The 23,853-nt window shown below is 48.7% G+C and carries 19 protein-coding genes; 3 read left to right on the top strand and 16 right to left on the bottom strand.

Translation table 11 applies throughout. The features are described from left to right. Nucleotides 1–26: 26 nt before the first annotated feature. From K1558_RS06380 to K1558_RS06365, 4 genes are read right to left on the bottom strand one after another with little or no spacing between them, the layout of a single operon-like run. Nucleotides 27–377 (bottom strand): nitrous oxide-stimulated promoter family protein, encoded by a 351-nt coding sequence (locus K1558_RS06380; RefSeq protein WP_238650562.1) that lies wholly within the window; start codon nt 375–377, stop codon nt 27–29. 28 nt (nt 378–405) lie between these two features. Continuing rightward, nucleotides 406–663 (bottom strand): hypothetical protein, encoded by a 258-nt coding sequence (locus tag K1558_RS06375; RefSeq protein WP_238650561.1) that lies wholly within the window; start codon nt 661–663, stop codon nt 406–408. Between the two features lie 15 nt (nt 664–678). After that, complete coding sequence (locus K1558_RS06370) at nt 679–1,071, bottom strand: type II toxin-antitoxin system death-on-curing family toxin (protein ID WP_238650560.1); 393 nt, start codon at nt 1,069–1,071, stop codon at nt 679–681. A 1-nt stretch (nt 1,072) separates the two neighbouring features. Further along, nucleotides 1,073–1,366 (bottom strand): AbrB/MazE/SpoVT family DNA-binding domain-containing protein, encoded by a 294-nt coding sequence (locus K1558_RS06365; RefSeq protein ID WP_238650559.1) that lies wholly within the window; start codon nt 1,364–1,366, stop codon nt 1,073–1,075. Nucleotides 1,367–1,647: 281 nt separating this feature from the next. Here K1558_RS06365 and K1558_RS06360 point away from each other — a divergent pair, with 281 nt between their 5' ends. After that, the gene (locus tag K1558_RS06360) at nt 1,648–3,147 is read left to right on the top strand and encodes a hypothetical protein (protein WP_238650558.1); all 1,500 of its coding nucleotides are present in this window, start codon (nt 1,648–1,650) and stop codon (nt 3,145–3,147) included. Between the two features lie 143 nt (nt 3,148–3,290). On the opposite strand, the gene K1558_RS06355 is transcribed toward K1558_RS06360, so the two are convergent. From K1558_RS06355 to K1558_RS06315, 9 genes are all read right to left on the bottom strand, one after another. Next, a complete protein-coding gene (locus tag K1558_RS06355; protein WP_238650557.1) occupies nt 3,291–3,677 on the bottom strand; it encodes a retropepsin-like aspartic protease in 387 nt (128 codons plus the stop codon). A 385-nt stretch (nt 3,678–4,062) separates the two neighbouring features. Further along, nucleotides 4,063–4,980, bottom strand: a complete 918-nt coding sequence (locus tag K1558_RS06350) for a VOC family protein (RefSeq protein WP_238650556.1) — start codon at nt 4,978–4,980, stop codon at nt 4,063–4,065. Nucleotides 4,981–5,076: 96 nt separating this feature from the next. Then, nucleotides 5,077–5,742: a zf-HC2 domain-containing protein gene (locus tag K1558_RS06345; protein ID WP_238650555.1), complete on the bottom strand. Its 666-nt coding sequence runs from the start codon at nt 5,740–5,742 to the stop codon at nt 5,077–5,079. After that, a complete protein-coding gene (locus K1558_RS06340) occupies nt 5,739–6,233 on the bottom strand; it encodes an RNA polymerase sigma factor (RefSeq protein WP_238650554.1) in 495 nt (164 codons plus the stop codon). Before K1558_RS06340 ends, K1558_RS06345 begins: the two co-directional genes overlap by 4 nt. Before the next feature lie 258 nt (nt 6,234–6,491). Continuing rightward, on the bottom strand, nt 6,492–11,039 hold the full coding sequence (locus tag K1558_RS06335; protein ID WP_238650553.1) for a polysaccharide lyase family 8 super-sandwich domain-containing protein: 4,548 nt from the start codon (nt 11,037–11,039) through the stop codon (nt 6,492–6,494). A 91-nt stretch (nt 11,040–11,130) separates the two neighbouring features. Further along, on the bottom strand, nt 11,131–12,177 hold the full coding sequence (locus K1558_RS06330; RefSeq protein WP_238650552.1) for a glycoside hydrolase family 130 protein: 1,047 nt from the start codon (nt 12,175–12,177) through the stop codon (nt 11,131–11,133). Between the two features lie 32 nt (nt 12,178–12,209). Beyond that, on the bottom strand, nt 12,210–13,751 hold the full coding sequence (locus K1558_RS06325; RefSeq protein ID WP_238650551.1) for a DUF3502 domain-containing protein: 1,542 nt from the start codon (nt 13,749–13,751) through the stop codon (nt 12,210–12,212). A gap of 38 nt (nt 13,752–13,789) precedes the next feature. Next, nucleotides 13,790–14,674: a carbohydrate ABC transporter permease gene (locus tag K1558_RS06320; RefSeq protein ID WP_238650550.1), complete on the bottom strand. Its 885-nt coding sequence runs from the start codon at nt 14,672–14,674 to the stop codon at nt 13,790–13,792. A 10-nt stretch (nt 14,675–14,684) separates the two neighbouring features. Then, complete coding sequence (locus K1558_RS06315; protein WP_238650549.1) at nt 14,685–15,623, bottom strand: ABC transporter permease; 939 nt, start codon at nt 15,621–15,623, stop codon at nt 14,685–14,687. 257 nt (nt 15,624–15,880) lie between these two features. On the opposite strand from K1558_RS06315, the gene K1558_RS06310 reads away from it, so the two are divergent. Further along, nucleotides 15,881–18,211, top strand: coding sequence for an AraC family transcriptional regulator (locus K1558_RS06310; RefSeq protein ID WP_238650548.1), 2,331 nt, complete (start codon nt 15,881–15,883; stop codon nt 18,209–18,211). Between the two features lie 306 nt (nt 18,212–18,517). Here the strand turns inward: K1558_RS06310 and K1558_RS06305 are convergent, their stop codons facing one another. After that, nucleotides 18,518–19,054, bottom strand: coding sequence for a DUF6155 family protein (locus K1558_RS06305; protein ID WP_238650547.1), 537 nt, complete (start codon nt 19,052–19,054; stop codon nt 18,518–18,520). A 60-nt stretch (nt 19,055–19,114) separates the two neighbouring features. On the opposite strand from K1558_RS06305, the gene K1558_RS06300 reads away from it, so the two are divergent. Continuing rightward, nucleotides 19,115–21,535: a TOTE conflict system archaeo-eukaryotic primase domain-containing protein gene (locus tag K1558_RS06300; protein WP_238650546.1), complete on the top strand. Its 2,421-nt coding sequence runs from the start codon at nt 19,115–19,117 to the stop codon at nt 21,533–21,535. A gap of 62 nt (nt 21,536–21,597) precedes the next feature. Here the strand turns inward: K1558_RS06300 and K1558_RS06295 are convergent, their stop codons facing one another. Together K1558_RS06295 and K1558_RS06290 are read right to left on the bottom strand one after the other, a co-directional pair. Then, nucleotides 21,598–22,437 carry an Rpn family recombination-promoting nuclease/putative transposase gene (locus K1558_RS06295; RefSeq protein ID WP_238650965.1) on the bottom strand — a complete coding sequence of 280 codons (840 nt, stop codon included), beginning with the start codon at nt 22,435–22,437 and terminating at the stop codon, nt 21,598–21,600. 29 nt (nt 22,438–22,466) lie between these two features. Then, nucleotides 22,467–23,723 (bottom strand): mechanosensitive ion channel family protein, encoded by a 1,257-nt coding sequence (locus tag K1558_RS06290; protein ID WP_238650545.1) that lies wholly within the window; start codon nt 23,721–23,723, stop codon nt 22,467–22,469. Between the last annotated feature and the right edge of the window lie 130 nt (nt 23,724–23,853).

Raw genomic sequence — 23,853 nt, 5'->3', positions numbered from 1 at the left:
GCAGCCGTGAGAGATGGCTGTGCCCGCTATCGGGACAGCGGTCTTTTCAACTTTTCTGGTAAGGGGATATGCCTTATGGATTCTAACGGATGATACAGCAGCATCCATGGTCCTGAGAAACGCATAACCCCTTTGATTTTTTGGCGGTAGACTGGTGTATAACAATGAATCGGACACTTCGCACAAGCCGTTTTCTCTTCACCGAATTTGCAAGAGGAGAGTCTTTTCATAACATACTGATTTAATTGCTGACATTCCTCACAAAGCTCCTGCTCATGATGTTTTCTCTTGCAATAGATACGAATCATCTTTGAAGCAATTATTTTTTCTTTGCGGATTATAGGGCCATTGTTCAGCGGCAGCTCTGCTGCTCTCATATAAGAAGCCTCCTTGACTTAGTTGAACTTATTCGTCCATCTCCTTGAAATGGAAATGCTCATGATGAATCGCATCCATTCCAACCAACTCCCCGCTCTTCTTATGATAATACGGAAACATCCGGTTAACATGCAGCCTTAGAAGCTGATAATTCTTATCCTTAGGCAGCTTGTCTATTTCTTTAACAGCCTTGTCACGCTCTGTAAACGCTCCAATAGGATAAAATTCAGGAAATCGGCCCGTCTGCTCAGCAACAAAAATAACCCAGATATATTCATCAGCCATTTGTACACCTTACCTTTATTGTTCCTCAGAATATTTTTTTAAGGTATAAGCCATAATTTCTAATGAATGTACGCCTTTGGCAATGTCTACTACAAATTCTACTGCAAACTCCCGTTGCATCTTTAGATGGTACCCGTTCAGCATCAAAATTGATTTCGTGACCAGATAGGCTGTTCGTTTATTGCCATTATGAAAGCAATGGTTTTTGACGAGCGATTCCAGCAATGCGGCTGCCTTATCGAATACAGAGGGGTAAGCATCCTCGCCAAAAATACTTTGTTGCGGTCTATGTACCGCAGACTCCAGCAGGCCGTGATCCTTCACTCCTGCTTGATCTGCGTCATTCATTCTTTTCATCATGAAATGGTGTGCTGTAATAACCTCTTCCCTGCTAAGAAAGATAGTCATATTAACGATCCCTTAGATCTTCAAGAATGCCCAGATCCTCTTCAAACACATCGAAGAACGCCTCCAACACCTCAGGACGAACCTGTTCAGGCAACAGAGCTGCCCGGCTTTTTCTCAACACCACTTCTCCACTTTCATTTTCAATAAACTCGATTTCATCTCCCTGAGAGATACTCATTTTATCCGCAAGAGCTTTTGGCAAGCTCACGCCCAAGCTATTCCCCATTCGCCCAATCTTTCGGGAATAACGGGTCACCTTCGATTGATCCTTCGTCACTTTGATCACACCATCCATTTTATTTCACCCTGCCTCTTATAGTATGATCTTTACGCTTTAAGTTATAACTTATAACAGTAATAAAAGTTATAACGTATGTACATTTTATCAAAAGGATATCAAAAAGACCATCTAAGAAATAAAATAAAAAAGTCTCTAATAAAACGTAAAACGTTCTTTTCTATTTCTAAAAAGTAGACTTCCTTCTTTGTCATATAATCATTGTTACATCAATTACTTGGTTTAAATGGTAAAGTAATTTTGTCCATACTCATCTATTTTTTGAAAGGTTGTTTTAAGTGGAGAATACGACGTTCAATAAGATACTATTTCTTGATATTTATCATGGTGAAATTAACGAAGAATTTGAATCGAATTTCGTTAATATATTTGGAATAGGCTATAAAGAATTTTTAGAATCAAAACTAACAGATTTGAACAATAATACGAAAGAACTCGCATTATTGTTAGGCCTAAAGGAAAAAGAAGTACTTTCTCATCTAAAGCTCTATTTAATAATAGAAAACCTTACTATTCGACAATGGCAGCAATTCCTGGTTGGCAACTTGTTCGTATATGCTCTGAAAGTAATTTTAGGTTTATTAGGGTCATTTCCATTATTTTATTTCATGGGGTATCTCATTCTTTATGGATATTTTTTTGGTGCGACTGATCATTCGCTTTTAGATATCGTAATAAAGAGCATCCCAATTAATCGTTCATCTTGTTATATCGCTGGCTTCATCTTTTCAGGGATAGTTGCCTTCTTTATATCTATATACAAATTAAAGGGATTAGGAAAATCATTTTTGTTTTTCAGTTCTATTTATTTTGTATGTTCCTCAACTATAAGTTTGCTTTTTATTTTATTTAATGCCAATTCTTCTTTTGAAGTTTCGGAATTAGGAAGATTTTCCTTTATTTGGTTTTTTCCATTTGCTGTTTCTATATTAATTCTATCCGCTCGTTATATAGCAAATATTATATTAAAATATTATAAGATTATAGGCATTGTGATAATTGTATCTTCTCCTTTCCCCCTATTCTTAAGTAAGCAGCTAGGACTGATTTTGTCGTTACTATTATATTTAGTCATAGTTATAGGATTAAGTATCATTTCGATAAAGATAAAGCAAAAAGGGTGGCTTACAGCAGGAAAGCAGAAAAGCAAACAACAAAAAGGAAAGCCTCCTAAATATACCTATTCTTTCGTCGAATTCTGTTTTTATATATTATTTGTATTATCGCTTTTTATAGTTGTATTTGTTCCCTTACTATGTTATATGATGTTCTCAACAGGGAACTACCTCGGTTCTGCTTTAAATATTGTTGGGTTGACTAAAAGTGAGGATATTCGTATTAAAGGCACCTTACTTGATGGTAAGTTAATTGCTGAGGATGGTAATTACCTCTATATCTCAACGAGCTCCAGAACTCTTCTAGAGGTAAGTAAAGATGCATCTATACAAATAGCAAAGCCTAATGAACTTACGATGTATACAGGTAAATCAGAGAATTGGACTATTAATGTAAATGTTTATTATAGGGATAATGAATTATGGTATAGCGGTATTATTAAAAAAAACAATTTAAATATTACTACAAGATTATCATACAAATTTCAAAATATGAACAAAATGACTTTGGAGCAGTCAGAAGCAACTTCGGAGTTTTACATCTTTAATAGGATAGATTCAAAGGATATAACAAAATTAGCCTTTATTGATTTATCATGGCTTACTGATAATGGTTTAACCGAACAGGAAAATGTCAAACTTAATATTTCTGACCTCAATTAATACTAAATAATACACGTTTCAAGAAACTCGAAGTCATTAAAAAAAGACACCCTTAATGGGTGTTTTTAATTTATTTCAGAACAATCCGAGCGTGGGGGTGTACGAAGAGAATTTGACTGGGTATTATACTCAAATGAATGTCGTTAGAAAACGTTGGTTTTCAATTGCAGTTCTCCAGTGTCAATTACGGCCCCTGTTTGTTTCAAAAAGTTAAAACCAAGGATCCCGTCGATTTCCATGCCATAATCCATACTCCCGATTTCCACTTGAAAATTATTAAGTATAGCTTCATCAACAATAATTGAATCTAGGTACTTGGTGTACACATACTCCACACCGCCTACCCCCCTTATAATGTCAACGTTATCATCTTCTTCAGGGACCATACCGATCTCCTGCACAATGTCTGCGTTTAGAAGTGTACTTGCAGAGCCTGTATCAAGTAGCACTTTCTCCAGCTTTAACTCTCTTCCTCTAAACACGACAGTCATGCTTACGAAAGGAAGCCCATAAATTTCTGTTAGTTTCATCTTGGTCCTCTAATTCCCACATAGCGTTCCCTGGCTACAACCTCGGGACGGGAGGTGTGAAAAAAACAATACTCTCTGTGAGGAGCTTGCTGGTGGAGTTCACTATACCGTTTCAATGCTTTGGTAGAATCCTCATAGGAATCAATAACGGACATCTCTTCAATAAAGCGTTGGCCCTCCTTAGAGTAAGCCTTAGTCGCCTCGAGAACGACCCATTCATTCGGAAAACGCTCCTGAACTTCATCCCATCGCATCTTGGACACCTCCGCTTGAATAATTTCTATTATTATAGCATATCGGTTGACAGCTTCTAACACCCGCTTCAGCGCACATCAAAAAAAGCGGTGAGGTTCTCTCATCGCTTTTCCCCTATTATAGTTAGCCCCTACTCACCCTCATATGCCTGGCGCAATGCCGCAAGGTTGAACTTCTTCATCGCTAGAAAAGCCTTCGTCACGCGCGCACGCTGCTCCGGCGTACCCTGCTTCATCATCTCGTCCATCCCGGCGGGAACGATCTGCCAGGAGATCCCGAACTTGTCTTTGAGCCAGCCGCATTGCTCCGCTTCCGGAACCGCAGACAGCTTATCCCAGTAGTGATCAATCTCCTCCTGCGTATCGCATTTCACCATGAAGGAGATCGCTTCATTGAAGCTGAATTGATGATTATGTGCACTATCCATTACGGTAAACCACAGATTCTCCAGCATGAAGTCGGCGAACATCACCGTTCCTTCCTGGTCAGGCTCCATTCCAGCAGGATAACGGGTCACAAGTCCTTGCCTGGTGTTATGGAAGACGGATTGATAGAAGGTCATCGCCTCTTCTGCCTTGCCGCACTGATCACCGACAAATAACAACGACGGTATGATAGACGGCCGCTCCTCCCCTTCCGGGTTCGTAAGAATCAGCTGCCAGGACACACCATACCGATCTTGAAGCCAGCCATACCGCTTACTGAAGGGATACTCTCCAAGAGGCATTAATGCGGTTCCCCCCTCGGATAGCTTGTCCCATATCTCATCCAGCTGCTGTGCCGCATCCTTATCCCGTGACGGATCAAAATTGGCGAAGAAGGAGATGGACGGATTCAGCTTAAAATACGGGCCTGCACTAATTCCCATAAACTTCTGCCCCCAAATTTCAAAAGAAACCTGGTCGCAGTCACCTGATGGCGTATCACGAAGGGTGGTAACACTGGTAACCCGGGATTCCGGGAACACCGACGCGTAAAAATGGGCAGCAGCTATTGCCTCTTTGTCATACCAAATATGCGGAACGATGATCTGGTTCTCACTTGTCACTAATCATTCCTCCATTGCTGGCAAATTTATAATAAGAGTGTATCCCATCTGCTAGCTTTAAAACAATGAGCAATGAAAATAGTACCTTTATCATCTTCAGTCCTCTGCCGGCAGCGTCCTTCCTTTTTTCCAAATTAGAATCGGCTGATCCGGTGAGCCGTAGTAGATGGACGTAATTTCCACATCTTTACCCTGATTCTTATAATAGGCCCTTACACTCAGCGGATTAATGAACATCCCGCCACTGACTGAAGTGTTTGCCTTACCCCTTTTGGATACGATAAGAGGCTGAACGGGGGTTATATAGTAACTGCCATCATCCTTAAGAGTGTTCTTCACTTGAGTATAACCACCCCTGATTTGAATCTGAAAAGCAATCTCTCCATTTGATCTGGTTCTTATATCAGATATCATAATTTGGTCAGACGGCACCGGTTGGATATTCCAGCGGAACAGAACCCAGTAGCCAATAATTAGTATTCCGCATAAGGATGCAGCCACAATCATACCTCTGATAAAAGCGATCCACCGGGTATGGCTCCACCATTTTTTAATGTTTTGTAGCCCCTTTCCCTCCAGTGTATGTAGCTCCCTCTCTTGAAGGGTCAGGTTCAGGCTGGATTGCATTTGCTCCAGAGCGGAACGGCAGTCTGTACAGACAGCAAGGTGTTCTTCCACCAGCTGCTTGGTACTTTCACTGCAAATTTCATCATAATACAAGGGGAGGAGATCTTGAATAACATCACATGGGATTCGGGTCATCCATTATCCTCCTTCAACAGATTCTGTATCCTTGCCCGGGCCCGGTGATAGGTCACTCTTGCCCAGCTTTCCGTTCGGCCAAAAATTTGACTAATGTGGTCAAAGGACAATTCTCCAAATAACCTGAGCATAAAAACCTCCTTATACGGCTCACTTAAACTGTGCAGGACTTTATGAATGCGCAAAGATTCAGTCTGATCAATAAGACTTTGCTCCAGATTAACGCCATTTTCTTCTTCCTGAACAGCCATGCGTACGAGCCTGCGCTGCGCATTCAGATGGGAGAAATACGTGTTTTTCGCAATCTGGCACAGCCAGACACTCATTTTGCACTCCCCTCTAAAATGATCAATTTGCTTTAGCGCTTTAAAAAAGGTCTCCTGTGTGATTTCCTCGGCAATCTGCTCGTCTCTGCTCAAAGACAGCACAAACAGGTACACATCGCGGAAATGCTGATTATAGACTCCTTCTAATTTATCTAAACCATCCAAGAGTTCACCACCTTATATCCATACGACTAGCTAAACCTAAAAACGTTACAATACTTTTAAGTTTTTTGTATAAAAAAGAAAAACATCACGCTATCTTTGACGCATTCTTAGACTTGTCCGCAACCTGCACATAACCAAAAATACAAAGCAGCGATCCCTTAATACCGGAATCGCTGCTTTGCCGTATTTTACTGTTTCCAATTATACGTTGGCAAGGGTTAGGATTCAATATTTTACTTGCGGGACGGTTCTTTCTGCCTAATTCTTAGCCTCCAGCATCCGCAGCAGAACCGTAACCGTCTCTGCCCGCGTTGCGGCAGCTTTCGGGAAGAAGCTGTTGTTGCCCTTGCCTTGCATCAGTCCTGCCTTCTTCATCTCGGCTGCCGCTCCAACTGCCCAGGCCGGGATGTCGCGGTCATCCGTGAATCCGGCAGAGCGGGCAACGGGAGCCAGCTGAAGTGCTCTCGCCAACATGACGGCCATTTCTGCTCTGGTTACAGGCGCATCCGGGCGGAAATTGCTGTTGTTATCCCCTTGGATGATTCCCAGCGCTACCGCCTGCGCAACGGCTGCCTTCGCCCATGATCCGATCCGGTCACTGTCCTTGAAGGACAATGCTGCTTCTGCGTTCTGAAGCTTCAGCGCCTTTGCCAGCATCACTGTGAATTCAGCACGGGTCACGTTACGGTTAGGCTGGAACGAGCCATCTGGATAGCCTGTAATGATGCCCAGTTGAACAGCTTCCCGGATACTGGCTTCGGCCCAATGTCCGGCAATATCGGCGAGGGATGGACCAGGCGCCGGAGTAGACGGTGTTTGCGGGCTCTCGCCCGGCTTATTAATCGTCCCAATAATAACCGGCGTTACCGGTACTGTTACTGGCGGAGTCACTGGCGCTTCGCCTCCAGGATCGCTGCCGTTCCCGCCGCCTGAACGCTCATTTACCGAAACATTGATTGTCCCCGTAATGGACGGATACGCGCTCAACACTGCCGTAATCGTCACCTCTCCAGGTGTAGAAGGTGCCGTAAGGACCACACTGAACCGGCCGTTCGCGTCTGTTACGACAACAGCAGGCTCCAGGCTGCCTGAAGAAGCTGCGAGTCCGACCTCCAGGCCGGAAACCGGAAGATTGTCGCTACCCGAAACAATTCCTGTAATGGATACGCTATCTCCGGTGTTCACGGCAGACGGTGATGCCTGGAGTTCAATAAGAGCAGGTACCGGTATCGCCTTGCTTACAGAAACTATTACAGTATTCGTCACAGAAGGGTTGTCGGTCAGCACAGCCGTAATGACCACATCTCCGGCCGCAGACGGTGCCGTAAAGACTGTGCTGAATCGGCCATGCTCATCCGTTACAGCAAGCGCAGGCTCAAAGCTGCAGGAGGCTGCCATGACCTGGACCGCAGCACCCGCTAACGGAAGATCCTCACCGTCATAGACGGTTCCCGTAACGGACACTTTATCTCCAGCGGATACGGAGGACGGGTTGGCTTCCAATTCAATCCGGGCTGCTACAGGCACAGCCTCTTCCTCTACGGATACGGTAAGCGCCCCTGTCACAGCTGGACTTGCCGGCAGGACGGCCGTAATGGAGACATCTCCAGGAACAGATGGTGCAGTAAAGACCGAACTGAACTTGCCGTACACATCTGTAGTGACTTTGGCAAGCTCAAGGCTTCCATCAGCGGCTGTGAGTTCAACCTCTACACCGGGAACCGGAAGATCGCCATCGGCATAGACAGCACCCGTAACGGATACTTTGCCTCCAGGCAGCACTGAAGATGGCGTTGCCGCAAGCTGTACCCGGGATGGAACGCTTTGCTGCGTCTCTGGTCCGAATACTTTGAATTCCCAGAGTGAGTATCCGTATTTGCTCCCTCTCTGCGTTCCATACATCCGGACATATCTGGCATTCACCGGGTCGATAGAGATTTCGTCGATACCCCCGTCTCCATTGGACGTACTATATACCGTCTTCCAATCGTCCTGCGTATCGGAGACATCGATCCGGTATTCTTTTCCGTAGGCGTCCTCCCAATGCAGCATCACCTTGGAAATCGCCTGAATGGAGCCCAGATCGACATAAATCCACTGCGGATCGGCATAGTTGGACCCCCAGCGGGAAGTCAATGAACCGTCTACCGCATTCCCCGCCGGCACATCGGCGGCTTTGGACGAGCTTGCAATCGCAGTCTGGCCTTCTGCAAGGTTGGGGGCTACAGCTTCATACACATTAAATTCAGCAAGCGAGTATCCGTCTCCGGTACCCTGCTGGACGCCCAGCATCCGGACGAACCTGGCGCTGGTCTTACCGAAGGAGATGTCGTCGATGCCGCCATCTCCCATGGAGGTCGCATACACGTCCTTCCAGATGGCCGCATCATCGGATACTTGAATTTTGTAGCTTTTACCGTAAGCCTTCTCCCAGTGTAGTCTAACCTTATTGATCATATATTGATCCTGCAGATCCACATAAATCCACTCATCGTTTGAAGCTTCTGAACTCCACTTGGAGGTTCTGTACAGATCCGTGGCACCCGACGCAAATTCCTTGCCCACGCTGGACGAAGCAACCGTGCCCTTGCTGTAAGCCAGATCATACCCTCTATCGTCGGTAGAAGCTCCCTCGCTTAGCGTCATACTCCGGCCGGTAAACGTATCTTTACCGAGTCTGTATGTGGTCGTGGTCTGCTCCCCGTTCCGGTTCAGCGTTACATTGACGGTAATCCCCGGCGTTTCGGGATTCGCCACCGAGATGCGGACAGGGTCTGCCGATTCATCGGCGATCACCATCGACGGTTTATCTACGGTTACGCTGAGGCCTTCTCTTAGCGTCACTGTACCCGGCTGATAGAACAGCAATTCCGCAATGCCCAGCGAACGGTGCCGGACCGCCTGGACGGACGGTGTATTCGCCAGAATACTAATAGGACTTGCTTCCGCGTAGCTGCTAACCTCCCCGGCGGTTTTACCCGGCAATACGATGTATTGATAGGAGGCATTAACCGGCTTCACGCCATGATCCAGCCACATCGAGAACACCGGCTTCGTGATCGGCTCTGTTGAGCTGCCGGTAACCACATCACTCCATTTCCCGGTCTTTGTCTCCTGCTTCACCTGGAAATTCGTCTTATCCGGGAACACGTACCCGGTATGATCGTTATAGGCCCAGCGTCCGCCGTTCACCTGCAACGTTTCGTCTGCCACTGCTTTGCCGTCTACCAGCACATCGCCTACAGCCAGACTCTGGTTCAGCGTGGTATGGACTGGAGCAGCATTCGTTGAAGTGATGCCTGCGCCCAGCGCGACCATTTCGTCATCGAAGAAAAAGTAGCCCTTTTTCCCGCTGGTACTCAGCTTGTTGAAATCAAACGCCGTGGCTCCGTACCGCTCATTGGTCACGCCGCCTACAAAGGTCTTCGGGTTGTTGAAGTTCCCGTCCTTCGTGAGTACATAGGGTGCTGTAGTTCCAGGAACATGAGCCCAGTCCATCAGCGGGTACACGGTTCTGTACTCATCCCCGGTTCTCTGGATCGCCGTGGCGCCTTGCGGAGTCCAGTAGAGCAGGTTATATCCGCTGGGGTTAATGGTTCTCCATTCGCCGCCTTTGACCGTGCTGGAGGACATCTTGACGGTGATTCCGTAATCCTTCCGCATATGAGAGGAGACGAGGGTCTGCCACTGCGTCATATTGTTCGCATCCAGTCCATTGCCCGAGACGGTGCCAATCCCCCGGATATTATTCAGGAAAACAGCGAACTCATCCGCCCGCTTCGGGTTGGCTGCCTGCATCCACTCCAGCGGATCTTCATAGAAGGTCAGCGCAGAGCTCTCATAATCCGGCCACTCCGGCCCATTCATTCCCATGCCCAGATCGGCAACATCGCCTCTCACCAGATACCTGGTCCCATCCAGCACATAAGAGGACAACGAGTCAATAGCTGCCTGGCTGTAAGCGAAGCTTGTGCCCGAGACCACATAAGCCCAGAAGGACATATCTCTGGCGAAGCTTCTTCCATAGCCCGTGGTGTAATTCGTCTTTCCATGCATGAAAAAGGACATGTCGGACTGAATCCCCGTTACTGTCACCGTCACAGCCGAGAGCACGTTGAACGCTTCTACGGCGCTCCGTACGTTCTGGGCATCCTCCAGCAATAAGCCGCGGATCATATAATTCTGGTTGTACCAGGAGGAGTTAGCCCCATCTATTACATGCGGTTTGCTGTCTAATGTATCGACAATACTTGCAGCCTGCTCCGCAGTCAGATAGCCTTCACACAGCAACGCGATTTTGCTAAGCCGCAGTTGCTTGCCGATACCGGTCTCCCACCAGTTGACGGAGGTCGGCTTGACCGTGAACCAGTGATCCAGCGCTTTCTGAATACCGGCTAACAGGGTTTCATCATGATAGTAGGGCCCCTTCGGGTCTGCGAATGCCTGAGCCATCGATTGCATCCGGTCCAGCGCAAGGTAAGGCGACCAGGCTCTGCCGTTCGCGCTGGAGGTAGTATTCGCATAATCCACATCTGCCCAGCTTCCATCCGCTTTTTGACTCGATAAATAGGTTCCGGCCTGTGATTTAAAAGTCCATTCGACCCGGCCGTTGGTTCCGTCATTGATGATGTCCTTGGAGATATAGAAATCGACTGCCCGCTGCTTCATCAGCTTCATTTCCGCCAGCTCCTGCGACGAGCTATCCGCCGCCGATACCGGATATTGGAACCCCAGAGTCGAGATCATTAAACCAACCATAACGAGACAGATCCATCTCTTGATCCTGCTGTGCATGTTACCAGTCATATACACGCTCCTTTGCTTATCTGCATCAGGTTTTTGTTAGCGCTTTCTATTCTAGGAATTAGAGAAAGCAGCTCACACTGCCTCCTTCCTCTTACACAAGAGTATCTAAAATATCCTGGAGCGGGATGTCCGCCACAGCCATCACTTCGTCCGCCGCGCCGTAATACATGCGGACCGTCTCATCCAGCAGCAGTGCGCCGCAGGAGAACACGACCTTGCCGAAGAATCCGTTCACCTCATAGGAAGCTTCCGGCTCCAGCACAGGGACACGCGATCTCGCAATCACCCGGGACGGGTCCTCCAGATCCAGGAGCACAGCCCCCATACAGTAGCGGTGGCTGCTGTCCGCGCCATGGTACAGCGCCAGCCAGCCCTGCGGTGTGCGGATCGGAACGGCCCCGCCGCCCATGCGGGCGGAATCCCAGCCCTGTTCGCCGAGTCCCATCAGGAAGCGGTGGTTCCCCCAGTGGTCCAGGTCGGGTGATTCTGCGATCCACATCTCGGGTGCGCCGAAGGACTTCGGCACCGGACGATGCAGCGCGTAGTATTTGCCGCCAATTGTCTCCGGGAAAATCATGACATCCTTATTCTCGGGCGGCAGCATCAGCCCGCGCCGCTTGAAGGTCCGGAAGTCGCTGGTCTCCGCCAGCCCTACTCCTACACCGCGCGCGGAGGCCGCACTGTAAGTAATGTAATAGATGTCCCCAATCTGGGTCACCCGCGGATCTTCGATTCCCCAGGCTTCCAGCGGATGCTCCGGGAACAGAGCCGGCTGCGGCTCCACCTCGAAATGAATGCCATCTTGGCTCCGCGCTACCCGGAGGTGGGACAAGGAGGTGAGCATCACCGTCTGTCCGTCCTTGGCGACGAAGCGCGAGTCAGCGAAATCATAGCCCGGATCGTTTTTGTCGTACCGCTGCACCTGCACCTCCGTCCCTGCTTCATTCAGCCGGGGAACGAGCACCTCGTCCGCCCGGTCTGATATTGGCGCTTCAGCCACGCGCAGTAAGAGGATCGTCTCATCCTGTAACTGCGCAACGCCTGCATTGAACGCACCCAGCACCTGAAAATCTGGACGGGAAGGGGCAACATCCCTCGCCTCAATTAGCGGATTGTGCGCGCTGCGTGTTATTTTCATTGGAGTGACCTCTTTCTGTGTTTGAAGTACGGTTATTTGCCAGCGGTAACGGCATCAATCTGAGCCTGGATTTCATCAACGACCTTTTGCCCGCCGAGACTGGCCATTTTGTCCTCCATCGTTTTTCTTCCTTCCTCCGCAGGGATCAGGCCCTGGCTAAGCGGCAGGAAGATTGAATCGTGCAGCGGAGTGATTTTGGCATATTCCGTCTTGACCTTCTCAGCGTTGAAGTTGAAGCCGGCGATTGGACTCAGCGTGAAATTGGACGTCTGGGTCGAGAAGTCGAACCACTTCTTGTCATCTGGCATCATAGTGTCCGGTGTACGGTTCAGCGTCGGCCGCCAGGTCAGCACATAACCAGGGAAGGTATAGCCGGACAGCACCTTATAGCTCGAATCGCCGACAGGCTCCCAGTCCTTGCCTTGAATACCGTATTCCATCAGATCATGGTTCTCCTTAACCGACAACCAGTTCATAACATCCATCGTGACTTCAGAATGCTTGGAGGTCGTCGGGATGCAGAGGAAGTTCCATTGCTGATAAGCCGTATAAGGCTTAGCCTGGTCCCCGTTTGGTATGAAAATCTCCAGCTTATCGCTGCCATCCTTCAGCATTTCTGAATATTTCAGGCCCTCGACGCCATCGGCTGCATAGTAGGTCGCCGCATATTTCCCTTGCTTGAACAGCGTCTCGGCATTTTGCTCTTGAGCAATGTTTTTGGAGATGATTCCATCCTTATAGTATTTGGTGACACGTTCATAGGCATCGGCGATCGTCGGGCTGACCCATTGGCCGATGACCTTCTTATCCTTGATCGAATACGAGAACATGTTGACCCCGATCTCCAGCACTTCATCCTTCGCCAGATTTGCAGAGTCACTCAGGATGAACGGCAGCTTATCCGCCTTGATTCCGTTAATGACAAACGGCTTGACGGATTGCTCATTTTCCTTGACGGCATACAGGAATTTCTCCAGGTCATCCAGCGTTTTCAGCTCAGGCAGCCCGTATTTCTCGCGCAGGTCCTTGCGGATCAGCAGGCCATAGAGCTGGCCTTGGGTGGTGCCGAGCGGAATCCCCATGATTTTGCCGCCGAACTTGTTATATTGCCACATCTCCTCAGGAATTGAAGCTTTCAGCTCGGGCCGTGCATCCACTGCCGCATCCAGCTCCAATAGAGATTTACTCTCGATCATCTGATTCATCGATAACCACGGGGCGTCCAGATACATATCGAACTCTTCCCCGGCAGACATCTTCACGGACACCGCATTTCCGTAATCGGACCACGGCATGAAGTTGACATTCAGAGCCGCTCCGATATTATCCGCTTTCAGCTTGTCATTGACCGCCTTCAGCACATCGTCGAACCCAGCAGGTTTATCTCCCGGGAAATAAGCCTTCAGCGTTACGATTTCCTTGGATGCAGGCGCTGCACCTTCTGAGCTGGACGGAGCATTGGTGGATTTCGCCGCATTGCCTTCATTCTTTGTATTTCCCCCGCAGCCCGCCAGCACCAGTGAAGATACCAATACTGCTGTTGTTGCCGTACCGAACCATCTTTTTAACGTCATCTCATAACCCTCCTGTATCTATAGACAATCTGAATGGCTTACCCTTTCACAGCTCCAACCGTAAGACCTTTGACAAAATACTTCTGAAGCATCGGATACAGCAGCACAATCGGGCCGATGGTCAGTACCGTCGTCGCCATCCGCACCCCGTACGTCGGCGGAGTCACTGCAATCGCAGCACCGGAAGGAATCAGATTCCTGGCCGCTTCCATATTGGAGACCATCCGGCGCAGGATTAACTGCAGCGGGAACAGCTTCTCATTATCGATGAACATCAGTCCCATGAACCAGTCATTCCAGTAGCTTAATGCATAGAAGAGGCCGACGGAAGCCAGAATCGGCTTCGAGATCGGAATCATAATCTGGAAGAACACCCTCATCTCATTCGCTCCGTCGATTCTGGCGGCTTCCTCCAATTCCTCAGGAATGGTACGGAAGAAGCTGACCAGCAGGAAGACGAGGAACGGCTGGCATAACATCGTCAGGATGAGCACCCAGATCGTATTCTGCAAATGCAGCCACTGGCTGACTACAATATAGAACGGAATGATCCCTCCAGAGAAGAGCATCGGCAAATAGCAAAAGAACAGAAAAGGCGTTTGCAGAACATTCCGTTTATTCGCCAGTGAATAGCCGAGCATCGCGGAGATACATAGGGCGCTTAAGGCCCCGACCACCGTGATCAGTATCGTGACTCCATAGCCGTTGAAGAGCACATCTGATTGCAGCACCGCCTTATAGGCGGCCAGCGATAATTTTTGCGGGAATAAGGTATACCCGTGTGCTATCAGTTCCTCCTCATCCGTGAAGGAGCCGGCAATCATCAGCAGAAAAGGAAACAGACAAAATAAAGTGAACAGCAAAATGAATGTATGGGCGAATCCCGTAAAGGTGCGGTCCGCAGCGCTTTGTTTCTGTATCATAGTACCTCTCCTAGAATAAAGCAGATTCTTTGGATACCCTCCGGGTTACCCAGTTGGCGGCAATGACGAAGATCAGACCCATAACGGACTGGAACAGGCCTACGGCCGAAGACATGCCGAAATCGTGCAGCTGCCGCATCGAGCGGAAGACGAAGGTATCAATGACGTCGGTCGTCGGATACAGCATCGAGTTGTCGCCAATAATGGCATAGATCATCGCAAAGTCCCCGTTGAAAATTTTGCCCACGGCCAGCAGCGTCATGATCATAATCGTCGGCACCAGCAGCGGCAGTGTAATGCGCGTCACAATCTGCAGTTTAGAAGCCCCGTCGATCCGGGCAGCCTCGTACAGATCCTCCGAAATGCCCGTAATCGCGGCCAGGAAGATAATCGAGAGATAACCGGCCCCTTGCCACACCCGGATCACCGTCAGAATGTAAGGCCACAGACTCGACTCAAACATCCAGTTGACCGGTTCCAACCCGATATTTTGCAGCCAGACATTAAGCATAGGCTCTTCCCCGCCGAACAAGGACTGCACAATCATCCCGATGACAATCCAGGACATGAAATAAGGCAGGAAAATCAGCGACTGCGATATCCGTTTGAAATACTTATTGCGGATCTCATTGAACATGAGCGCAATCAGTACGGCTGCCACTGTCGTGAACACAATAAACAGCACGTTGAGCAGCAGTGTGTTCCGCAGAATAACCCAGAAGTCATCTGAGGTGAAGAAATAATTGAAATTTCGAAAGCCTACCCAGTCACTCCCCGTAATGCCTTTGGCAAAATCATAATCTTTGAAGGCAATCATAATCCCGTAGATGGGAAAATAACTGAACACGAGAAAAAACAGCAGCCCCGGTACAGCCATCACATACAGAAAAGGATTCTGCGTGATATGCCTCCATTTTGAACGTTTACCTGCGTTAAGCGGGTAGTTCATTTGTACATCCCCCCTTTCCTCAAGACCGGTAACCGCCCCAAGAGCGTTCCGTAATCTATGCCGTCACCTTATCAAGCCCTTGCGCCCTGGGCAATTCCGAGAAACGCCAATCCTTCCCGCAAATGCAGATTTACCGGCTTCCCAAAAACAACACTCTTCCCAAAACATACGATTCGGCAGACGAAAACACCCGTTGTGCTATAATAAATCTACTTATTACGAGCCGGACAGTTATGATTACGGAGGTTCTTAGCGCCATGAAATTCAGACATCCATTCTTCGCATCGCTGAGGCGGCACCCGACCTACATGAAGCTTATTTTTTATTTTGTCAGTGCGAACGTGCTGGTGCTGGGGGTATCCTTCGTCCTGCTCTACGGGCAGTCTTCCAAGACACTTCTGGAGGAGATTGGCGATCATTCAGAATCCCTTCTGGTGAACGGGGCCCGGAATACCTCGCGGCTGATGGAATGGGCGCTCGACTTCAGCTTCTCCTCCAGCAATGACAGTGCGCTTAAGGTGTATGCGCTCTCCGATCATTACAGCGATTTCGAGACCTACGAGGTCTGGAGCCAGCTGATGGACATCAAGAACGGCAACCCCTCCATTGATTCCGTCTACCTCATTAACGATTATACGAATACGGTCATTGACTCCCGGCTGGGATTGAATGATACCGCAGACTTTTACGATCAGGATATTATTAAGCGCTTACGTGACCCGGATACCGTAGATCATAGTGTACTCATTCCGAGAACCTTGTCCCTCCCGCTGACCGGGAACACACCCAGAGAAGTGATGACCATTGTCAGGTTTTATGAAAAAGGCAGCTCCATCTCCGCATTCGTCATGAATGTAGATACTCAGAATCTGATGACTCTGCTGCAGAACAATTCGAACTTCGCGAGCCGGTCGATCACCGTGCTGAATGACCGGGACGAGACGGTGTTTAGCAGTATGGCAATGACGAAGGAACAGATCGCGGAGCTTAGAAGCAACGGGGTGAAGGGTACCAGCGGCTGGAAGCTGTTCCAGCCTCAGGACCAGGGAGAGAAGCTGGTGGTCTATGCCGACTCCTCCGTCAAGGGCATTCAGGACTGGACCTTCATTGAGATGATCCCGAAGTCCGCCATCCTGAGTAAAATCACGGTCCTGCGCGATACCAGTCTGATCCTGTTCCTCGTCTTGTTCACGGCCTCCCTGGCGGTGATTATTCTAATCTCCAAACGGGTGTACTCGCCGATACAGGAGCTGATCAGCCGGGTCATGCGGCAGCATCAGGCCGAGAAGCCGGGTCTTGGCGCGAATGCCAATGAGCTGGAATACCTGTCGAGTGTATTCACTTCCCAGCATAATCAGATTCACGAGCTGACCGAGCAATGGCGGCATAATAAATTCCTGGGCAGAGAGCGGTTCTTAAGGGATTTCCTGGGGGAGAGCTATCACTCAGCGGAGGAAATTCGTTCGCAGTTCCTGGAGTGGGGGATTGATCTGCCGGAGGATCAGTTATCTGTAGCCATCTTCCGGATCGACCACTTCGCGGAGTTCTCGGGCAGGTACCCGGAGAAGGACCGGCGTCTGCTCCGGTTCGCGATGTCCAATATCATTCAGGAGTCGCTGCAATCATCCCGGCACAAGCTGCAGACGGTAGATATGGGGGACGACCATGTGGCCGTCATCGTATCAGCTGCCTTATCAGAGGAATTTGCGAAGGAGCTGCAGGTGGCAGGACAGCTCATCCAGCAGTATTTGTCTGTGGCAACCACCATTGCCTGGGGCCGGACGCTGCCTGGCTTAACCGACATGCATGAGGTGTATCTGGAGACCTATGAGCTGACGCAGGAACGGTTCCGGTTCGGACACCGTTCGCTCATTGTGAAGGAATGGCTGCCGGACGCACCCGGGGAATTGTATCATTTGCCGGTGAGCCAGGAGCGGCAGATCGCTCAGGCCATTCTCAAGGGGGATGCCGCCGTCATTCTGGAGGTCTTACGCTCGGCGGTAGTGAAGCTGCGGGAGCTGTCTTATTTTGAATGCAAAATGTCGCTGATCACCTTGTTCATGGACATCCGCCGGCTCATCCAGGAGCATGCCGCCCAGCCGCTGCCCAGCTCATGGGGACTGACGTCCATCGAGAAGCAGATCATTCAGCAGGAGACGATAGATAATGTCATGCCCTGGATGGAAGCCTTGATTACCAAGACGCTCGAAGACATCGCCACGGCCCGCAGCCAATCCAAGAATATCGCCCTGATCGGACAGGTGGACCAGTTCATTGAGAGTCATCTCACCGACCCGAATCTGTCGGCCACCATGCTGGCCGATCACCTGGGCTTGTCGGTCAATTATTTCCGCAGCCTGTACAAAGCCGAGACCAACCAGTCCATCACCGACAAAATATCCGAGAAACGCCTGACCTTCATCTGCCAGGAGCTCATCGCCTCTGACTCGCCGATCGAGCCTATCGTGCAGCACTTTGGCTTCTCGTCCCTGAACACCTTCTATTCCAGCTTCAAGAAGGTGTATGGCATGACGCCGGCCCAGTACCGGAAGAAGTTCCGGGCGGGGGATGGCGGGGGGAAGGTGTGAGGGGCGTGAAGGAACTATCCCGGAAGCCAAGAAACGGCCGCTTGGGTCCTGCGCGTCAGCAAATGTATGCTGTTTTCCACATACATTCGGGCTACATGCCTGCGTGTCAGCAAATGTATGCTGTTTTCCGCATACATTCGGGCCACACGCCTGCACATCAGCACAATGTATGTTGTTTTTCGCATACATTCGGACTACATGCCAACGCACGTCAGCAAATGTATGCTGTTTTCCACATACATAATTCCCACATTGATAGGGGTTGTCACTTTTGGGACAGCCCCTTCTTTTTCTATGATCCGAGGGCTAATCCTCTTCTTCCTCCATGTGTCCTAAATAGTCATAATAGAATTCGACCATGGCATCTCCAAAGCCCCAGCCAATGCCCTGACTAGGTTCCACCAACCTTCTGCATCGGTCTACGAATTTTTCCTCCAAATCATTCTTCACAATGTATTCCAATGCTTGTCTATAAATACTGGATACCGTCAAATAGAACCGCTCATCGATGTCTCCGTAAGCCAGCGTGAAGTCCACCCCGCACTCCACCGTGAACACCATAATATCAGCGATCTGCTCCTTGTTGGCGGATACCTTACTGAAATCCTTAATCGCCTTCTTGATAACTGGGTAGCGCAGGACCTCTCCTCTGTCGCCAAATTGCTTCTCAATGATTTTCTTGTATTTATTCAGAATCTCTTCCTCATTCGGAGTTAACAATGATGTGTAATATTCCTCAAGCATCGGTTGCTGCTGCACCAGATTCATAATTTGTTCAACAAGCTCTTCCTTCGTAAATTGGTTCAGATGCTTTTTGAGTGTAGTTTTTCTTAGTTTCGGCACTATAACACTCCTCTCTATAGCTTTCAAGGTATACTATAAAGAAAACACGAGGACCTATCAATGGACAATATCGAGGACAAATATAAGGCGGCGCTGGCATATATCAAGGAACTCGAGCTGGAGATCAGCCGGCTAAGAGTTCTTCTGGGACATGCAGAGGAGGAGGAACGCGAAACAACCCCTTTTCCCGAAAAATCCAGCGCTGAGATAACGGTTGCCGAATCGAATGTTCATCAGTACTCCACTGTAGATGACAAGCTCGCTCTATATCAAAGCTATTTCCGCGGCAGAGAAGATGTCTATCCGATCCGCTGGAGCAACAAGCAGGGTAAATCCGGATATTCGCCAGTATGCGCCAATGAGTGGACTGCTGTCTGTGAGAAGCCCCGCGTGAAATGCTCCGTCTGCCAACATCAGAGCTTCATGCCTCTCACCGCCGAAGTTCTGTCCGCCCATCTGGATGCAAGGCAAGACCGGACTATTGGGATCTATCCTATGCTGCCGGATGAGACCTGCTGGCTGCTCGCCATGGATTTCGACAAGCGTGACTGGAAGCAGGATGTTAGTGCCGTGATGGAGCTATGCACTCAACATGGAATCCCTGCCCTCTTAGAGCGTTCGCGTTCCGGTAACGGCGGGCATATTTGGATTTTCTTCAATCAGAGGATTGAGGCGGCAACAGCCAGAAGATTTGGAATGACCCTGCTGAGTCTGACCATGAACCACAGATACCAGATTGGTATGGAATCGTATGACCGGCTTTTCCCCAATCAGGATACGCTGCCCAAAGGCGGCTTCGGCAACCTTATTGCGCTCCCGCTTCAGGGCGGCCCCCGGAAACAGGGGAACAGCGTTTTTGTGGACGAACACTTTGAACCCTATGCAGACCAATGGAGTGCCCTATCGGGAATCGGCAAAATGAGCGAGGACGAGGTCTGGAGCTTTATACACAAGCACGGGGAGCGGGGGCTGTTTGGCAATGACAATATTTTAGCCGGGTCTGATGATGAAGCCGATGAATTGAACCTGTTTAAAAAGAATCAAGGTAATGAGCAAGCGATTCTGCCAGAAACCCTGCCTGCGGAAATACAGATTCTACAGTCGGATCGCCTGTATATATCCAAGTCTGGGCTGCCTTCAAGTGCCATTCATGCTTTAATGCGAATAGCCTCCTTCGCAAACCCTGAGTTCCACAAGGCACAAGCCATGAGGCTCTCCACCTACGGCAAGCCCCGGGTCATCTCCTGCGCAGAAGATCTGGGCCATGCAGTAGTGCTGCCAAGGGGATGCTTACAGGAGGTGTTATCTTTATTCGAACAACATGCAGTCAAGGTGTCCCTGGAGGATCAACGATCATCAGGTACAGCCATTGAGGCAGAGTTCACCGGTACTCTGACTACGCTTCAGGATGCAGCGGCCAAAGCGATTCTGAACCGGGAGATCGGCGTTCTCTCCGCAGCCACCGCATTCGGCAAAACAGTCGTTGCAGCCAGCGTGATCGCTTCCAGAAAAACGAACACCCTTATTCTGGTGCACCGCCGGGAGCTGATGGAGCAATGGCAGGAGCGCTTGCGCACTTTTCTGGATGTACCGAAGCAAGCCATCGGACTCATAGGCGGAGGCAAAAACAAACCAACCGGCATAATCGACATCGCCGTCATTCAAAGCCTCAACCACAAAGGAGTCGTTAAACCTTTGGTAAGTGAATACGGACAAGTCATCGTGGATGAGTGCCATCACGTATCTGCCTACAGCTTCGAGCAGGTTCTGCAAAAAGTCCGGGCCAAGTATGTATTCGGCTTAACGGCCACCCTTAAACGGCAGGACGGCCAGGAGGCCATTGTCCGCTTCCAGCTTGGCCCGGTGATCATGAAGATCGACGCCAAAACCCTTAACAGCGCCAGAGGATTCTCCCTTAGGGTGGTTCCCCGGTATACTACATTTCAGCTCATGTCAGGAGACAAGACTGCCGGGATTCAAGAGATCTATCAGCAACTAGTCGATGATGAGGAGCGAAACACCCTTATTTTCGACGATTTGCTCACCTGCCTGGACGAAGGCCGCTCTCCTCTGCTGCTTGTTGAACGAACCGCTCATGCGGAGTATTTTGCAGAGAGGCTGCAGGCTTTTGCCAAGAACGTTATTGTACTGAAAGGCCGGATGGGCAAAAAACAGCGCGAGGCGCTCCGCACCCAAATCGCCGCTATTCCTGACGATCAGGAACGAGTTGTTATCGCTACCGGCAAGCTGATCGGTGAAGGCTTCGACGACGCCAGACTGGACACCCTCTTCCTCGTCCATCCCATCTCCTGGTCAGGCACCTTACAGCAGTATGCAGGCCGCCTGCACCGGAGTCATGTCAACAAAGAAGAAGTACGCATATACGATTATATTGATCTCCAAGTCCCTATGCTGATGGGGATGTTCAAGAAACGGGTGAAGGGCTATCGGAAGATGGGGTATAGGGGGGCGGAGTTGTAGGAGAGGAGAGAAAAAGCCAGCCCACTCAATCAGGCTGGCTTTACTCTTAGCTGAAATCTGTACTATTGCAGTGGGCTTAATGCCTTTACTTCCTGTACGGAGAGACCCGAGGCTTTGGCAATAGTTTCAACCTCTAACCCCATCGCCAGTAATCTCCCGGCAATTTCCTCGGCTTTCTTACGCTCCCCCTCCGCTCTAGCCCCCTCAATACGCGTCTTCTCATCGCTCAGGGCTTTCATACGAGCTTGATACTCCATTCTGGCTACGGTATCTTGACTCAAGAATTCCAAAGTATCCATTGCTTTCTTTAACATGGGTTCATTCATCGCCAACACCTCCCAGTTTGATTTGTCCACACCTTTTAGAAACAGCAGCCAATTAACCAGCCCGCCTTCCTCAAGCGACACGGAATGTTCATCTAGTTTCGTCAACTCAATAACATGTATCTCAATATCATCCAACAAAGAAATTCCGGTATGATCTTCCCTTAGGTGAAAGACGCTGTGGTAGCGGTCATTTTTGAGACAAGAGTAGTTCAGAATATTGATGGTCACACATTTCTTCAGTGTATTATAGTTGCTGCCCTTAGGAATCTGATGGTAATACATCTCACTCCAATAGAACAACGTACGCTTCTCCATGTGGTAAGGGTTAAACAATTGCATTTCAATATTAATGAGTTGACCGTCTGCTGTCTTCGCTTTAATATCCATGATGGACTGTTTATCATCAGGACTGTCAGCCTCCGTGTAAGGATTCAACAGAACAATCTCAGTCAGTGCAGGCTCTCCGGCTTCCCGGAATGTACTATTTAAAAAAGCCAACAATACATCCTTGTTATGTTCACTTCCAAAGATACGTTTGAAGATCAAATCCACGCGAGGGTCAAGTAAATCCTGCATCAGCATCAACTCCATTCCCCTATATTATATCATGCCAAATAATGCGAAGTAATTACCCTTTCTTTTAAATGAACAATATCCTGACCCGTCGGGTTCTGGAAGACGCGAAGTCCGAACAGAGGGATAATCGCAAAAATGTGATCAAAAATATCCGACTGCACCGACTCATACACGCCCCAGGCCGTCTCATTGCTGAATGCATAAATTTCTAAAGGCAGTCCGCTGTCTCCTGCTTCCAACTGTCTGACGATGAGCGTCATATCCTTATGAATTTTGGGATGATTGCGCAGATATGCTTGGACATATTCTCTGAATACCCCGATATTCGTTAGCTGTCTCCCATTCACTTTACTCTCCATATTGATCTGATGCTCGATATTATAGGCGTTAATTTCATCTAGTCTTGTAGTGATGTAATCGCTAAGGTAGTGGACCTTCCGGAATTCCTCAATCATTTCTTTGGTACAGAAACAAATGCTGCTGGTATCGATACAGACACTTCGTTTCATCCTTCTGCCTCCGGAAGCTTCCATGCCCCGCCAATTTTTAAAAGAGTCTGATATCAAAGCATAGCTCGGAATCATCGTGATGGTTTTATCGAAATTCATCACTTTTACCGTATTCAGCGTAATATCAATTACATTGCCGTCGGCATTATACTTAGGCATTTCAATCCAGTCACCTACCCGGACCATATCGTTAGAGGATAATTGCACCCCTGCCACGAGGCCCAAAATCGAATCCTTGAACACCAGCATCAGAACAGCCGATAAAGCGCCCAGGCCACTAAGCAGAATCAGCGGATTCTGGCCCATAAGGTTAGAAATCACTACAATCGCACCAATAATATACATAATGATTTTCGCAACCTGAATGTAGCCCTTGATCGGCCTAATCTTGGACACCTCATACGTACGGTAAATAGCATCGATGGCATCAAGCAGGGCATTGAGCACCGTGATCATTACGATAATCATATACGCTAAGGCAAGCTTTGTTATGAGAGACTGATACAGCGGGAACACAGGTGCGGCGTAATAGATAATAAAGGCTGGTGCGAGATGCGACAGCTTGTGAAACACCTTTTTCTCCAAAAAGATATTATCCCACGTATACCGGTTGTTATTAATCATACGAATAATAATCTTGAGGACGATTTTTTTGGCTACAAGATTAGCCACTACAGAGAGTACAGCAATACATAAAACCATAATGATGTTCGAGAGATACACATTCATCTGTTCGCTTACGCCATATCCTGCAAGGTTCTCTTTAATAAAATTCATCATTTCCTCCTGACAGGTGTATAGTAGCCTACAATTATAGAGGATAATTAGGGGTTATGCAAAAATAAAAGACCACCCTAAGAAGGTGGTTTCGCCCAAGGAATAAATAACTATCATTTTTTCTTGCCCT

It is taken from the genome of Paenibacillus piscarius (genome assembly GCF_022234545.1).
GTDB classification, from domain to species: Bacteria; Bacillota; Bacilli; order Paenibacillales; family Paenibacillaceae; genus Paenibacillus_AQ; species Paenibacillus_AQ piscarius.
Note: the sequence above shows the minus strand (reverse complement) of the source record. Positions and strands in the feature narration are given on the sequence as shown.

Bases quoted from the DNA above. Each gene is read 5' to 3' on its own strand.
- K1558_RS06380 (WP_238650562.1), bottom strand. From the start codon at position 377: ATGAGAGCAGCAGAGCTGCCGCTGAACAATGGCCCTATAATCCGCAAA.
- K1558_RS06375 (WP_238650561.1), bottom strand. From the start codon at position 663: ATGGCTGATGAATATATCTGGGTTATTTTTGTTGCTGAGCAGACGGGC.
- K1558_RS06370 (WP_238650560.1), bottom strand. From the start codon at position 1,071: ATGACTATCTTTCTTAGCAGGGAAGAGGTTATTACAGCACACCATTTC.
- K1558_RS06365 (WP_238650559.1), bottom strand. From the start codon at position 1,366: ATGGATGGTGTGATCAAAGTGACGAAGGATCAATCGAAGGTGACCCGT.
- K1558_RS06355 (WP_238650557.1), bottom strand. From the start codon at position 3,677: ATGAAACTAACAGAAATTTATGGGCTTCCTTTCGTAAGCATGACTGTC.
- K1558_RS06345 (WP_238650555.1), bottom strand. From the start codon at position 5,742: ATGACCCGAATCCCATGTGATGTTATTCAAGATCTCCTCCCCTTGTAT.
- K1558_RS06335 (WP_238650553.1), bottom strand. From the start codon at position 11,039: ATGACTGGTAACATGCACAGCAGGATCAAGAGATGGATCTGTCTCGTT.
- K1558_RS06330 (WP_238650552.1), bottom strand. From the start codon at position 12,177: ATGAAAATAACACGCAGCGCGCACAATCCGCTAATTGAGGCGAGGGAT.
- K1558_RS06325 (WP_238650551.1), bottom strand. From the start codon at position 13,751: ATGACGTTAAAAAGATGGTTCGGTACGGCAACAACAGCAGTATTGGTA.
- K1558_RS06320 (WP_238650550.1), bottom strand. From the start codon at position 14,674: ATGATACAGAAACAAAGCGCTGCGGACCGCACCTTTACGGGATTCGCC.
- K1558_RS06315 (WP_238650549.1), bottom strand. From the start codon at position 15,623: ATGAACTACCCGCTTAACGCAGGTAAACGTTCAAAATGGAGGCATATC.
- K1558_RS06310 (WP_238650548.1), top strand. From the start codon at position 15,881: ATGAAATTCAGACATCCATTCTTCGCATCGCTGAGGCGGCACCCGACC.
- K1558_RS06300 (WP_238650546.1), top strand. From the start codon at position 19,115: ATGGACAATATCGAGGACAAATATAAGGCGGCGCTGGCATATATCAAG.
- K1558_RS06295 (WP_238650965.1), bottom strand. From the start codon at position 22,437: ATGCAGGATTTACTTGACCCTCGCGTGGATTTGATCTTCAAACGTATC.
- K1558_RS06290 (WP_238650545.1), bottom strand. From the start codon at position 23,723: ATGAATTTTATTAAAGAGAACCTTGCAGGATATGGCGTAAGCGAACAG.